The organism is Nocardia sp. BMG111209, from assembly GCF_000381925.1.
Taxonomy (GTDB): domain Bacteria; phylum Actinomycetota; class Actinomycetes; order Mycobacteriales; family Mycobacteriaceae; genus Nocardia.
The window spans coordinates 189384-202965 of the sequence record NZ_KB907307.1; the positions used below are offsets into that span (position 1 = coordinate 189384).

The 13582-nt window shown below is 70.5% G+C and carries 10 protein-coding genes; 5 read left to right on the forward strand and 5 right to left on the reverse strand.

Annotated features, from left to right (window positions below; genetic code table 11):
* The first annotated feature begins 27 nt into the window (after positions 1-27).
* On the forward strand, positions 28-1959 hold the full coding sequence (locus G361_RS41715) for a BTAD domain-containing putative transcriptional regulator (RefSeq protein ID WP_019925144.1): 1932 nt from the start codon (positions 28-30) through the stop codon (positions 1957-1959).
* Positions 1960-2002: 43 nt separating this feature from the next.
* Here the strand turns inward: G361_RS41715 and G361_RS0100860 are convergent, their stop codons facing one another.
* Positions 2003-2644, reverse strand: a complete 642-nt coding sequence (locus G361_RS0100860; protein ID WP_019925145.1) for an FMN-dependent NADH-azoreductase — start codon at positions 2642-2644, stop codon at positions 2003-2005.
* A gap of 113 nt (positions 2645-2757) precedes the next feature.
* On the opposite strand from G361_RS0100860, the gene G361_RS0100865 reads away from it, so the two are divergent.
* A complete protein-coding gene (locus tag G361_RS0100865) occupies positions 2758-3156 on the forward strand; it encodes a helix-turn-helix domain-containing protein (RefSeq protein ID WP_019925146.1) in 399 nt (132 codons plus the stop codon).
* On the opposite strand, the gene G361_RS0100870 is transcribed toward G361_RS0100865, so the two are convergent.
* A complete protein-coding gene (locus G361_RS0100870; RefSeq protein WP_155981228.1) occupies positions 3080-4045 on the reverse strand; it encodes a DMT family transporter in 966 nt (321 codons plus the stop codon). The two genes, G361_RS0100865 and G361_RS0100870, sit on opposite strands and share 77 nt — an antisense overlap.
* 128 nt (positions 4046-4173) lie before the next feature.
* Between G361_RS0100870 and G361_RS0100875 the strand changes: the two genes are divergently transcribed.
* Entirely contained in the window at positions 4174-5769 is a 1596-nt protein-coding gene (locus G361_RS0100875) for an FMN-binding glutamate synthase family protein (RefSeq protein WP_019925148.1), read from the forward strand.
* Positions 5770-5778: 9 nt separating this feature from the next.
* On the opposite strand, the gene phoU is transcribed toward G361_RS0100875, so the two are convergent.
* From phoU to G361_RS0100890, 3 genes are all read right to left on the reverse strand, one after another.
* Entirely contained in the window at positions 5779-6819 is a 1041-nt protein-coding gene (gene phoU / locus G361_RS47960) for a phosphate signaling complex protein PhoU (RefSeq protein ID WP_019925149.1), read from the reverse strand.
* Positions 6820-7090: 271 nt separating this feature from the next.
* Positions 7091-8461 (reverse strand): NtaA/DmoA family FMN-dependent monooxygenase, encoded by a 1371-nt coding sequence (locus tag G361_RS0100885; RefSeq protein ID WP_026342567.1) that lies wholly within the window; start codon positions 8459-8461, stop codon positions 7091-7093.
* Positions 8462-8463: 2 nt separating this feature from the next.
* Positions 8464-9777, reverse strand: coding sequence for an acyl-CoA dehydrogenase family protein (locus G361_RS0100890; RefSeq protein WP_019925151.1), 1314 nt, complete (start codon positions 9775-9777; stop codon positions 8464-8466).
* 195 nt (positions 9778-9972) lie between these two features.
* On the opposite strand from G361_RS0100890, the gene G361_RS0100895 reads away from it, so the two are divergent.
* On the forward strand, positions 9973-11784 hold the full coding sequence (locus G361_RS0100895; protein ID WP_155981229.1) for an ABC transporter ATP-binding protein: 1812 nt from the start codon (positions 9973-9975) through the stop codon (positions 11782-11784).
* Complete coding sequence (locus tag G361_RS0100900; protein ID WP_019925153.1) at positions 11781-13580, forward strand: ABC transporter ATP-binding protein; 1800 nt, start codon at positions 11781-11783, stop codon at positions 13578-13580. The genes G361_RS0100895 and G361_RS0100900 overlap by 4 nt, the downstream gene beginning before the upstream one ends.
* Positions 13581-13582 lie beyond the last annotated feature (2 nt).

Sequence of the window (13582 nt, forward strand, 5' to 3'; positions counted from 1 at the left end):
CGGCGACGGCGACGAGAATGGGGTCCCGTGGAGGTGCTGATCGGGGTGCTGGGTCCGGTGCGGGTCACCGGTGACGGCCGCGTCGTCGAGGTCGGCAGCCGCCGTCGCCGCGAGGTGCTGGGCCGGTTGGTCGCGGCCGGTGGCCGGGCGGTCCCGCTCGCCACGCTGGTCGGCGACCTGTGGGAGGATCCGCCGGCCGCCGCGGTGGGTACCGTCCGCACCTTCGTCTCCGAACTGCGGGCGGCGCTGGAACCGGATCGGCCCCCGCGAGCGCCGTCGCGGCTCATCGAGACCGTCGGCACCGGATATGCGCTGCGCATCGGCCGGGAGCGCGTCGACGCGTACCGTTTCGAGGACGCCGTGCGCGCGGCGCGGTCCGATCCCGACGCCGACCGCTTGGCCGTGGCACTGTCCTGGTGGGGCGGCGAACCGTTCGCCGATCTCGGCGACTCGGCCTGGGTGACGCGGGAGCGGGACCGGTTGCTGGAACTGCATCACCAGGCGACGGAACTCCACGCTCGCGCCGAACTCGCGCGGGGAGCCGGTGCGTCGCTGGTGTCGCCGCTCGAGCAGTTCGCGGCGGCGCATCCGTGGCGGGAACAGGCGTGGATCCTGTTGTCACACGCCCTGTATCAGGCGGATCGCCAGGTCGACGCGCTAGCGGTGCTGCGGCGAGCGCGCGCGGAACTGCTCGAGCAGTTCGGGATGACACCTGCCACCGGATTCGACGAGCTCGAGCGGGACGTCCTGCGGCACGCCCCGCATCTGAGCCCGTCGCGGTCCGGGGACCGGCGGGCCCTGCTGATCCGGACCGAGGCCGCCGGACCCTACACCCGGCTGCGGGCGATGAGTACCGTCGCCGGGGCCGCGGCGCTGACCGGCGGCGTGAATCTCGTTCTCGCCCAGGATCAGCGCGCGGCCGCGGTCGCGGAGGCCGAACGCACCGGCGATCCCGGACTCACGGCCCGGGTGATCGCCGCCTACGACGTCCCGACGATCTGGACCCGCAGCGACGACCCGGCCCGCGCCGAGGCCCTGGTCGAGACCACCCGGCGGACGCTGCACCGGATCGGTCCGGCCGCCTCGCCCGTGCTGCGCTCCCGCCTGCTGGCGACTATCGCCATGGAGCATCGCGGCTCCCGCGACCGCTGGGCGGCCGAGGCGGCGGCCGAGGCCGAACGGCTGGCCCGCGAGTTGCGCGACCCCGGCGCGCTGGCCCTGGCCCTGAATGCGCGGTTCGTCCAGTCCTTCCAGGCGCCGGGCGGGACCGCGGAACGCGCCGCGATCGCCGGCGAACTGATCACCCTCGCGGACCGTCACGACCTGCCCGCCTTCGCGATTCTGGGTCAGCTGATCGGCTTGCAGGCCGCCGCGGCGCGCGGCGAGCGGGCCGCCGCCGACCGGCACGCGGCGGCCTCCGAACGCCTGGCGACCGGTCAGGAGAATCCCGTCGTGCCCGTTCTCACCGCCGGATATCGGGCGACCCTGATCGTGGACGCGGCGGCAGCCGAGAAGGAATATCGTTGCGTGGCAAGTGAATTAATCGACAGTGGGATGCCGGGGGTGGCGGCGGGCTACCTGCCGCTGGCGCTGCTGTCGCTGCGCCTGCGCCACGATCGCCCCGCCCCTACCGATCCCGCTCTCGACTGGGGTCCCTATCGGGTGTGGGTACAACCGTTGCTGCACCTGGCCCAGGACGACCCCGCCGCCGCGCGCCGCGCGGCCGCCGCTCTGCCCGAGCCGCGCGCCGACCATCTCTACGACGCGCTGTGGACCGTCAACGCGCACACCGCGATTCGGCTCGGGGACGAAGCGCTGGCCGCGCGGGCGAGCGACGCTCTGGCGCCGCTGCGCACGGAGATCGCCGGCGGGACCACGGCCCTGTTCGACTTCGGTTCCGTCCGTGCCGTTCTCGCGGCCCTCGCCGATCGTTTCGGATGGGATCCGGCAGCCGGGTGACGGCGACGATCCACCCCCGGTGGCTGCCGGGCCGATCCGGAGTTCAGGCGGCGGAAGGGATCTCGAGCGTCTCGGCCAGCTGTCGGGCGCGGGCATGGGCCTCGGCCAGCGACGACTCGTGCAGCGGAAGCAGCGCGGCCAGCTCCGGAACATGCGGCGCCATGGTCAGTTCCGGCGTCAGCGCGGTCACGTCCAGGCCCAGCACACCCGGGCCGAGGATCGTCTCCAGGACGGGAACCACGTAATCCATACCGTGCCTGGGTGTTCCGGGACCGTAACCACCGCCGCGGGCGGAGATCAGCACCGCCGGGCGCCCCGCGGTCGGCGCCACGCCGGCCGGATCGATGGTGCGGCCGACCACCATGATCTGGTCCAGCCACGCCTTGAACACCGACGGCATCGTCAGGTTGTACAGCGGCACCGTGAACAGATACGCGCCGGCGCCGAGGAATTCCTCGATCAGTTCCTCCTGGATCGCGGCCGCCGCGGCCTGCTCCGGGGTGCGGTCGGCGGGGGCGACCGTGCGGGCGTGGATGCCCGCGGCGTCCAGATGCGGCACGGGCGTGACGGCCAGATCGCGATGGACCACCGCGCCCTGCCAGGTGTCCCGGAAGGACCGGGCGACCTGACGGGAGATCGAGGCGTCGCCGAGTGCGGAGGAGTCGATGTGCAGCAGATACGACATGAAAAGCCCTTTCCGGGTCGATTCCTACTATTTGTGCGTAGCGCCATTCTGGGCCAGTATGGAGGGACGTACAAAAGGCACACCGATGTCCGTGCCGGAGAGGAATGTGCGCCATGCACGTCACAGCCGGATCGGGCTCGCCGCCCGACCACGGGCCGTGTGCCGGCATCCCCGTCGATCAACTGGAGTACATGCGCCAGATCCTCGACCGGGTGGGGGACAAGTGGAGCACGCTGGTGATCGCCGTACTGGATTCCGGTCCGCTGCGGTACACCGAGCTGCAGCGCGACATACCCGGTATCTCACAGCGCATGCTCACCCGCACCCTGCAGCAGCTGTGCCAGGACGGGCTGGCGACCAGAACCGCCTATGCGGAGGTGCCGCCCCGCGTCGAGTACGACCTCACCCCACTGGGCCGCAGCCTGCTCGACATCGTCAACGCGCTGATCGCCTGGGCGTCCGATCATCAGGACGAGATTCGCGCGCATCGGGCCGCGGTGAATCGGGCGTGAGGCCCGGCTCGGCGGCGCCGCGCCGAGTTCCCGCATAGGCCGCGGCGAGCATCAGGACGCTCCCGCCGATCTGCCAGGCGCCCGGCCGCTGACCGAGGATCACCGCACCCAGGATCAGCGCTCCGACGGGCGTGAGCAGCAACAACGCGGCTCCCGCGTCGGCGGGCAGGTGCGGACTGCACAGGGCCACGAGGAACCAGCCCGACAACTGGCCGCAGACCGTCACCAGGACCAGCCAGAACATCGCGGACCGGCCGGGTGCGAGGACCAGATCGTGTTGCAGCAGGCCCACGATCGCGGAGGTGATCGCCGCCGTCGTGAGCACCACCAGGTAGGTGCCGATCGGCCGGCCCGCCGACCCGCCCCGGCGCAGCAGATAGAGGAATCCCGAATATCCGAGCGCCGCGAGCAGCGCGTGCACCGTGCCGCGTACGGGCGCGTCGCCGGTACCGCCGGATTCGAGGACGCCGCCGGTGAGCGCGACCCCGGCCAGGACCAGCGGCAGCATCAGGAGGAACCGGTCGGGGATCCGCTCACCGCCGAAAATCCGCGCCAGCACCGGCACGAGGACGATCTGCGCGTTCACGAGGACCGTCGAGAGGCCGGCGCCCACCTCCGGTATCGCGGCCGTCCAGTACAGCACGTCGACCGCGAAGAGGATGCCCGCCAGCACGGACCGGGCGATATCCGCCGGTCGCTGCCGGCTCGTGTGGCGGCGCCGCTCGAACAGCGCCGCGATCGCGACGACCGGAACGGCCAGCGCACAGCGATACACCGAGGCGGTCGGTGCGGTGGTGCCGGCCAGCGCCAGGAAGACGGCCGTGGCGGAGACGCACACCGCCCCCGTGCCCATCCCGATCGCGTACGGCGGTCGATGCCGAATCTGCATGTCGCCTCCCGCTTTTCAGCGGTGTTACCCGGGCTCGGGCCGGGCAACCCGCGGGCCCGGCCCGGCGGGGTGACCGGCGCCCGGCCCCGGCGGGCATGCCCCGGCCGGTCGAGGGGTAGAACGGGCTCATGTTCCGGTTCTTCTTCGTAGGATTTCTCGTGGTGGCCGCGGTCGCGGTGGGGGTGGTGGCCTCGATCGGCTCCTGGGCCTGGTGGGTGCTGGTCGCGCTGCTGATATTTCTGGTCGGCGTCGGTGGCTACGATCTGGTGCAGCGGCGGCACGCGGTACTGCGGAATTATCCGGTCCTCGGACATCTGCGCTATCTGCTGGAGAGCCTGCGGCCGGAATTGCAGCAGTACTTCATCGAGCGCAATTTCGACGGCCGCCCGTTCGACCGCGATGTCCGGACCATGATCTACGAGCGGGCCAAGGGGATTCACGGTGAACTGTCCTTCGGCACCGAACGCGATATCGAGGAGATCGGGTACGAACATCTGATCCATTCCACCGTGCCGGTGCCCGAACCGGCGCAGCCGCCGCGGGTGCCGATCGGCGGGCCGGACTGCACCCGGCCGTATTCGATGTCGCTGCTCAACGTTTCGTCGATGAGTTTCGGCGCGCTGTCCGGCAACGCGCTGCGTGCGCTGAATCATGGTGCGGCACTGGGGAATTTCGCGCACGACACCGGCGAGGGCGGCCTCACTCCGTACCACCTCGACGGCGGCGGGGATCTGATCTGGGAGATCGGCTCCGGATACTTCGGAACCCGTACCCGCGATGGGCATTTCGATCCCGAGAAATTCGTCGATCAGGCGGCCCACGAGCAGATCAAGCTGATCTCGCTGAAACTCAGCCAGGGTGCGAAACCCGGGCTCGGCGGTGTGCTGCCGGCCGCGAAGGTCAGCGCCGAGATCGCGCGTTTCCGCGATGTCCCGGCCCACGAGAAATGCATCAGCCCGGCCGCGCATTCCGCATTCTCGACGCCGCGCGAATTGATCCGCTTCCTCGCCCGGCTGCGGGAACTCGCCGACGGCAGGCCGGTGGGCTTCAAACTGTGCGTCGGGTCGCGGATCGAGGTGCTGGCGATCTGCAAGGCGATGCTCGCGGAGGGGACCGCACCCGATTTCGTCATCGTGGACGGCGCCGAGGGCGGTACCGCGGCCGCGCCGCTGGAATACGAGGACCATGTCGGCCTGCCGCTGACCGACGGCCTGATGACGGTGCACAACGCGCTGGTCGGGTCCGGGCTGCGGGACCGGATCCGGATCGGGGCCAGCGGGAAGGTCGCGGTCGGCAACGACATCGTGAAGCGGCTGATCCAGGGGGCCGACTACACCAACTCCGCGCGGGCCATGATGATGGCGATCGGCTGTATCCAGGCGCAGCGGTGTCACACCAACCTGTGCCCGGTCGGCGTCGCCACCCAGGATCCCCGCCGCGCCCGCGCCCTGGACGTGGCCGACAAGAGCGAGCGCGTCCACCGCTACCACGAGGCCACCGTCGCACAGGCCGTGCAGATCATGGCCTCGATGGGTGTCTCGGATCCGGCGCAGCTCACGCCGCATCAGCTGCGCAAGCGCGTCTCGGCGACCGAGCAGCGCTCGTACGCCGACCTCTACGAGTGGCTGTCCCCGGGCGAGCTGGTGGCCGAACCGCCGAGCACCTGGGCGGCCGACTGGGCCGCGGCCGACGCCGACTCGTTCCGGCCGCGCGTCACGCGGTGATCGGGAGCCTCACGACTCGGCGTCGCCGCTCGCGGCCCAGGATTCGGCGGTTTCCCCGGTGGTGAGGAAGATCGTGCGGCGGCCGACCTCGACCGCGTTGTCGGCGAAGCGCTCGTAGTAGCGGCCCAGCAGCGTGAGGTCGACCGCGGCGGTGATGCCGTGCGGCCACTCCGGGGCGAGGACGGTGGCGAGCAGATGTTCGTGCAGCTCGTCCATCGTGTCGTCCTGCTCGTCGAGCGCGGCGGCCGCCGTCGGGTCGCCGGAGGCGAGGACCGCGGCCGCGCCGGTGGCGATGGCGACCGCCGCGGCGCCCATGCCCGCGATCACCTGACGCGCGGAGTCCGGGACGACCGGTTCGGGGTGGCGCCGGCGGGCGATCGCGGCGATATGGGTGGCGAGCGCGGCCATGCGCTTCAGGTTGCCGGTGAGCTGTACCGCGGTGACCACCTGCCGCAATTCGCCGGCAACCGGCGATTGCAGGGTGAGCAGGCGCATCGCCTCCCGCTCCGCCTCCTGATGCATGAGGTCGACCTCGTTGCCCAGGTCGATGGCGGTTTCGGCCGCCGGCAGATCGGTGCCGAGCAGTGCGGCGGTCGCGGCCGCGACGATATCGCGGTCGCGGATACACATCGCGTGCAGCAGCTGCGCGAGCTCCTGCAGATTCTCGTGGTATTGGGTCCGCACACCCCATTCAAACTCATCCCGCCCCGCGGGACCAGGCCCGACGCTCTCGGCGGGTCCGGTTCGGGCCGATTGCCAGCCCTCGTCGATCGCCAGTCCGAGGGCCAGCAACCGGTCCCGGACGCGCGCCAGATCGGATTCGCGGGGCAGATCCAGCGTCAGCCGGGCGATCGCCGCGCCGGCGTCGATCCGGTCCGCGGGGAGTTTGCCGCCGGTGACGAGTTCGTCGACGACCTGGTTCACCTCGTCGTCGGTCAGCCGCCTGCCGAGTACGGCCAGCACCGGGAAATAGTCGTGGTTCCCCACGCCGTGCGGATATCCCGCGCGTAACCACGCCAGGATCCGGGCCAGCAGCTCGGGTAACTCCATCAGCCGGCCTCCAGTACCGTCACGCCACCGGAACGACGGGGACGGGTGTCGTTTCCGATCACCCGTACCTCCCGTCCGCGCCGGAAATTCTGCCGGACACAGCCTAGAACCCGTTTTCCCGCGGTGCCCGCTCCGGACGCCGATCCGAGCGAAAACTTCACCGCCCGCCCCCGGGCCGTTCACATGTGGATACCGGTGCGCTCGGTACGGATGACCGCCGGGTCCGCCGCGAGGCGATGGAAGTCCTTGCGGCGCACCGCCTCGCCCGGGACTACCCGAACGCCCCGCGCCAGCGCCGGGCCGGATGGGAGCCGGGCAGGGTGTCGCCGGCCCCGGACAGCTTGTGCCGCAACGTGCCCGGCGTGTACTCGTGCTGTGCCAGACCGCGCTTGCGCAGTTCGGGGACCACGTGGTCGGCGAAATCCGCGAAACTGCCCGGCGTGACCAGATATTGGAGATTGACGCCGTCGACGCCGGCATCCTGCCAGCGCTCCAACTCGTCCGCGATCAGCTCGGGGGTGCCGACGATGCGGGTGTCGTCCTGTTTGTGCCGGACGAAATCGGCGATCGTGACATCGGTGCGCCCGCCCGCGGCCCGGATCAGGCCCTCGATGGAACTGCGCGTGCCCTCCACCCGCTCGGCGAGTTCGCCGATCGGGGTATCGGTGGGCAGGCCGCCGAAGTCGATGCCGATACCGCCGCTGCGATGGGCCAGCAGTCCGTTCACACTGAACGACTCGTCCAGATCGGCGGCCTTGCGCGCGGCCTCCTCCTCGGTGGAGCCGACGACCACGCTCAGCCCCTGGAAGAATTTGATGTCGTCGCGGGCACGCCCGGCCGCGGCGGCCAGGTCGCGGGTCGCGTCGATCACCTCGCGAGCGGCCTGCGGGGAGCCCTGATTGATGAACACACCCTCGGCGTGCCGGGCCGCGAAGGCGCGACCGGTCCCGGAGGTGCCCGCCTGGAACAGCACCGGCGTGCGCTGCGGCGACGGCGCGGACAGATGCGGGCCCTCCACGGCGTACCGGGCGCTGCGGTGGTCGATCTTGTGGATCTTGCGCGGGTCGGCGTGGATCCCGCGCTCACGGTCCTGGACCAGCGCGTCGTCGTCCCAGGAGCCCTCCCACAACTTGTAGACGACCTCGGTGTACTCCTCGGCCCAGGCGTAGCGGTCGTCGTGGGCGACCCGGTCCGGCAGGTCGAAGTTGCGCGCCGAATTGCGCAGCGCGCTGGTGACGACGTTCCAGCCGATCCGGCCACCCGAGAGGTGATCGAGGGTGGAGATCTTGCGCGCGAAGGAGAACGGGTGATCCTGCAACACCGAACTGGTGATCACGATCCCCAGATGTTCGGTGGCCGCCGCCAGCGCCGAAACCAGTGCGGACGGATCATGATTCGGGATCTGCAGGCCCTCCACCACATGGGTGTCCCAGCCGCCGTCGAAATCGTCGTAGAGTCCGACCACATCGGCGAAGAAGATCGAGTCGAAGGTGCCGCGCTCGAGGATGCCGACCAGTTCGAGCCACGGATCGAGGGTGTGGAACTCCGTCTGCCGGGTGTCGGTGCGCCGCCAGGAGCCGTAGGAGACGTGCGTGACGGTGTTCATCGTGAAAGCGTTGAGCAGCAAGCGGGGTCGCGACATGATCACTGCTCCCCGGCCGGATCCGCGGCGAGGCCCGGCGCCTCGCCGACGGACGGGATGTTGTCCGGCACCGTGCCGTTGAGCAGATGATCACCGATCTGCCGCTGCCGGTAGACGAGTGGATTGTGCGAGGCCAGGGTTCGGGCGTTGCGCCAGTGCCGATCCAGCCGCAGGCCGGCGTCCAGCGCGGAGGCGCCACCGACCTCGAAGATCTCGGTCGTCGTGCGCAGCACCAGCTCGATCACGATCGACTGCGCGCGATACACATCGAGTTCGACGGCCACTTCCGCCTCGCGAACGGCCTTGTCGGTCTCCGCGTTTCGCCGATCCGCCGGCAGGTCCCGGTAGGCGTGGCGGCGGTCGACGACGCGGTCCAGACGGTCGGCGACGCTGAGCACCACGTCGAGGGCGGCGTGCGCGGCGGCGTCGGCCTTGCCGACGATCTGTTGCACGACGGCCTCGTCCCGTGGCAGGTCCGCGGTGGAATGCCCGTAGGACCGCCGCCGGCGACGCACGAAGTCGGCGATGTCGTCCACCGCGCGCCGGGCGATCCCTGCCAGCGCCGCCAGATGGGTCAGTTGCAGGACGGCCTGCCGGCCCGCGATGTGGAATTCCCCGGTGATGACGTCGTCCGGGTCGACCTCGACATCGGTGAACACGGTCGTGCCGCTGGCGCTGGCATACTGGCCGAAACCCGAATAGTCGTCGAACAATTCGATGCCCGGGGTGTCGTTGCGGACCAGTGCGCTGATCCGGGTGCCGTCGGCATCGGATACGGCCACCGAGATGTAATCGGAGTACAGGCTGCCGGTGCTGTAGTATTTGGTCCCGTTCAGCAGCAACCGGTCGCCGTCGGGCCGCAGCGTGGTGTTGGTGCGGCCGCGGACGTTGCCGGCGCGCTCGCTGCTGGCGTTGCCGATCAGTACACCGGATCCGATGCGCCGCAACCACTTCCGGCCGCGCTCACGGTCCCGGTCGGCCAGCCGGTCCTCGGTGAAGCGGAAGTGCACGCGCAGCGCCTGCACCAGATTCGAATCGGCCGCGCCCAATTCGGCGAGCAGCAGGTACAGCTGGCGCAGGGAGACGCCGGCGCCGCCGAGTTGCCGGGGGACGCGCAGCGCGCCGAATCCGGCGGTGCGCAGCCGGTCGATCTCCTCGATCGGCAGGGTGCGGGCCGCCTCGCGTGCGACGGCGCCCGCGGCGATCTCGGCGAACAGCGGGCGATAGCGCGCCAGCAGCTCCTCGTCGGTGGGTGCGGGACCCGTGGCGGCGGCCGCGGGATCGGCGATGGGTGTGATCGTTTCGGTCGGCGGCATGGGTGGCTCCGTTTCCTGTTGCTCGGATCAGGATGCGAGCCGGTGGTGGCGCGAACAATGTTTTATTCGTGCAGATTTCGTAAACCGGAACTTCACGATCGGAGTGACGGTAATTCCGATCACGGCGATCGATTTCGTTGCCTCGGGTAACAGAACTCGGGAAAGTGGGACGGATCGGACAGGTGAGGAGGTGCGGTGGCCCGCGTTGGCAGTGGTCTCCCGGCCGATACGGCAGGCGGGCGCGCACCGGCTCTGCGCAGCGGGCTGATGGTCATGGCGGCGGGATGCCGGCGGCATCCGTGGGCCGCCACGATCGCCCTCGGCTGCGCCATCGTCAACGGCGCCTGTATGGTGCTCGGCGCCAAGGCGATCGGCTGGTGTACCCAGCATGTCGTGGTGGCCGGGTTCGCCGAGGGCCGATTCGCCTGGGCCACGGGCGGTATCGGCGCGGCCTTCGTCCTGGGTGTGTCGCTGTTGCGGGTCGCCACCATCGTCGGGCGGACCGTCGGGACCGGGGTGATCCAATACGGTTCCGTCGCCGATGCCCGCAAAGCCGTTGTCGCGCAATATCTCCGGCTCGGCGTCGGCTGGCATCGACGGCGGCGGGCCGGCTATCTGGTGTCGCACGCGGTCTCCGACACCGAGATGACCTGGGATCCGATGCAGCACTTCCCGTTCGCGGTGGGCATGACCGGGATGCTGATCCTGGTCATGATCGACGTGCTCGCCGCGGACCTCTGGCTCGCCGCGATCGCGGTGGTGGTCGTACCGCTGGTGTTCGCGGCGAATCTCGCCTATCAGCGGATTCTGACCCCGAGAGCGCAACAGGCGCAACAACGCCGGGCCGAACTGAGCGCCTTCGCGCACGAGGCGATCGAGGGCCGGCAGGTGATCACCACGCTGGGCATCACCGAGGCCGAGATCGCCCGGTTCCGGGTGGCCGCCGATACGCTGCGCGCCGCGAATCTGCGGGCCGGTGCCGCGAGCGCGATCTTCGATCCGGCGATCGAGCTGATGCCGCCGCTGGCGTCGCTGGTGATCCTGGCCGTGGGGGTCGCGCGCATCGAGACCGGACGGCTCGACGTCGGCGTGCTGGTCGAGATCATCTATCTGCTGATCACCACCGCGATTCCGTTGAACGTGATCGCGCGCTTCCTCGGCGCGCTGCCGACGGGGGTGGCCGGATATCAGCGGCTGCGGGAGACCGCCGCCGAGACCGAGGCGCCCGGGTACGGGCAGTGTGATCCGCCGGTGGATTTCCCCGGCGCCACCGTCGAATTGGCCGGTGTCGGATTCGGTTACGCCGAGGCGGCCGTGATTCGCGATATCTCCCTGCGGGTTCCGCCGGGAGCCATTGTCGCCGTGGTCGGCCCGACCGGATCCGGTAAGACGACGCTGTTGACGATCATCGCGCATCTGCTGGCGGCCGACCGGGGTTCCGTCCGCGTCGACGGCGCCGACACTCGCCGGTACGCGCCCGCCGCGCTGCGCGCGCGGACCGCACTGGTCACGCAGAGTGCTTTCCTGTTCGGTGATACCGTGCGCGCCAACGTGACCCTCGGCGCGCCGGGCACCGACGAGGAGGTGCACGCGGCCCTGTATCTCGCGGCCGCGGACGAATTCGTGGCCGCGCTGCCGGATCGCCTGGATACCGTGTTGTCCGAGACGGTCCAGCTGTCCGGCGGTCAGCGGCAGCGAATCGCCTTGGCGCGCGCGATTTTCCGCAACCCGCGCCTGCTGCTGCTCGACGACGCCACCTCCGCGCTGGACCCGCTGGTCGAGCGCACCGTGATCGATCGGCTGCGGCGGCGCTACGGCGGCTCGGACCGCCGCACCACGGTGATCCTCGTCGGGCATCGCGCGGCGACGATCACGCTGGCCGACACCGTCGTTCACCTGGACGCCGGTCGGGTGCTCGGCCACGGCCCGCACGCGGAACTGCTGCGGACCGTACCCGAATACCGAGATCTGGTGGGGGCGTACGACACCGCGGAATCCGCCCGATGAGCACCGCGCCCGTGCGGTACGGGACGCCGGCGTTGCTGCGGCGGATCTCCGGCCACGCACCGATCTCCCGTCGTGCCGTGGTGTCGGCTCTGGCGCTGGTCGTGATCGCCGGCGGCGGGCGCATCGTCATCCCCGTCACCATCCAGTACGCGCTGGATCACGCGCTGTCGGCCTCGGTGACCTCGGATGAGCGGGCGCGCATCGCGATCGGCGCGGTCGTCGTGGGGACGATCGCCGTATCGGCGGCGATGCTGAGTTCCTCGATCATGAACCGCCTGGTCATCGGCATCGTCGAGCGGACGGTGTGGCATCTGCGGGTGGCCGCGTTCACCCGGATCCTGCGCCGCAGCCCCGCCGATCCGCCGATCGCGCCCGGCGGCGACCTCGTCGCGCGCGTCACCAACGACCTGGACATGGTCACCCGGTACACGCAGTCCGGCGGTGTCACCCTGATCCAGAACATCTGCCAGATGATGCTGGCGCTGGCCGTCATGACGGTCTACTCCTGGCCGCTGGCGCTGCTCGTGCTGATCGTCGGCACCGGCGTCCCGGTCGCCGGTCGCCGGTTGCAGCGCGTCGTCGCGGGCCGCTACGACGTCGTCCGCCATCGCAACGGCCGGCTGTACACCAGCCTGCTGGAGGTGCTGACCGGGATCGACACCATCCGCGGCTACGGTGTCGAGGAACGGATGCGCGCCGGCACCGGAGACCGCATCGAGGAGGTGCTCGCCGCACAGCGCGGCACCCTGTGGGCGGTCGGTTTCAACGTCTCGGTCGGCGAGGTGGCCAGCGGCCTGATCACCACCGCCGTGGTGGTCGCGGGGACCGCCGCGGGGATCGGCCCGTTGCACGCCAGCGCGGGCGATATCGTCGCATTCCTGTTCCTGGTCACCTTTTTCGTCCGCCCGATGCAGTTCGCCGTGACCAGCCTCGCCGACGCCCGCAACGCGGAGGCCGGATTGCGCCGCGTCGCAGCGGTTCTCGACCTCCCGGTCGGATCGGGTCCGGCGGCGGAGGTCACGCTGCCCGCCGGTCCGGCGCCGATCGCGCTGACCGGGGTGGAATTCGCCTATGTGCCGGGGCGTACCGTGCTCGGTCCCGTCGAATTGCGGATCCCGGCCGGGCAGCATGTCGCCGTCGTCGGCGAGACCGGTTGCGGCAAGAGCACATTCGCGAAATTGATCACCCGGCAACTGATTCCGGACCGGGGCCGGGTCACGGTGTGGGGCGCGAGCACGGCGGAGATCGGCGACGACACGCTCGCCCGGCGGGTGGCGATCGTGCCACAGGACGCCTTCCTGTTCGACCGGACCATCGAGGAGAACATCGCGCTGGGCCGGGCCGGCGCCTCCCGGCAGGCGGTGCGCGAGGTACTGCACCGGCTCGAACTCACCGAGTGGATCGACGGATTGCCCGCCGGGCTGGACACCCCGGTGGGCCGCCGGGGCGAGGCGTTGTCGGCGGGGGAGCGGCAACTGGTGGCCCTGGCCCGCACCGCGCTGACCGATCCGGATCTGCTGGTCCTCGACGAGGCGACCAGCGGTGTGGACGCCGCCACCGATGTGCGACTGCAGCGCGCGCTGCTGCGTATCACCGTGGGCCGCACCACGATCACCATCGCGCACCGCCTGCACAGTGCCGAGATCGCGGACCGGATACTGGTTTTCCACGACGGTGTGGTGGTGGAGGACGGTACCCACACCGAACTCGCCGCGGGCGACGGCCGCTATGCCCGGTTGCACGCGGCCTGGTCGCTGCGCGACGCGGAGCGCGCGCACGAGGATCTCGTCGGGTGAGT

Coding starts and splice junctions, on each gene's coding strand:
- G361_RS0100860 (WP_019925145.1), bottom strand. CDS start 2,644: ATGTCGTATCTGCTGCACATCGACTCCTCCGCACTCGGCGACGCCTCG.
- G361_RS0100865 (WP_019925146.1), top strand. CDS start 2,758: ATGCACGTCACAGCCGGATCGGGCTCGCCGCCCGACCACGGGCCGTGT.
- G361_RS0100870 (WP_155981228.1), bottom strand. CDS start 4,045: ATGCAGATTCGGCATCGACCGCCGTACGCGATCGGGATGGGCACGGGG.
- G361_RS0100875 (WP_019925148.1), top strand. CDS start 4,174: ATGTTCCGGTTCTTCTTCGTAGGATTTCTCGTGGTGGCCGCGGTCGCG.
- phoU (WP_019925149.1), bottom strand. CDS start 6,819: ATGGAGTTACCCGAGCTGCTGGCCCGGATCCTGGCGTGGTTACGCGCG.
- G361_RS0100885 (WP_026342567.1), bottom strand. CDS start 8,461: ATGTCGCGACCCCGCTTGCTGCTCAACGCTTTCACGATGAACACCGTC.
- G361_RS0100890 (WP_019925151.1), bottom strand. CDS start 9,777: ATGCCGCCGACCGAAACGATCACACCCATCGCCGATCCCGCGGCCGCC.
- G361_RS0100900 (WP_019925153.1), top strand. CDS start 11,781: ATGAGCACCGCGCCCGTGCGGTACGGGACGCCGGCGTTGCTGCGGCGG.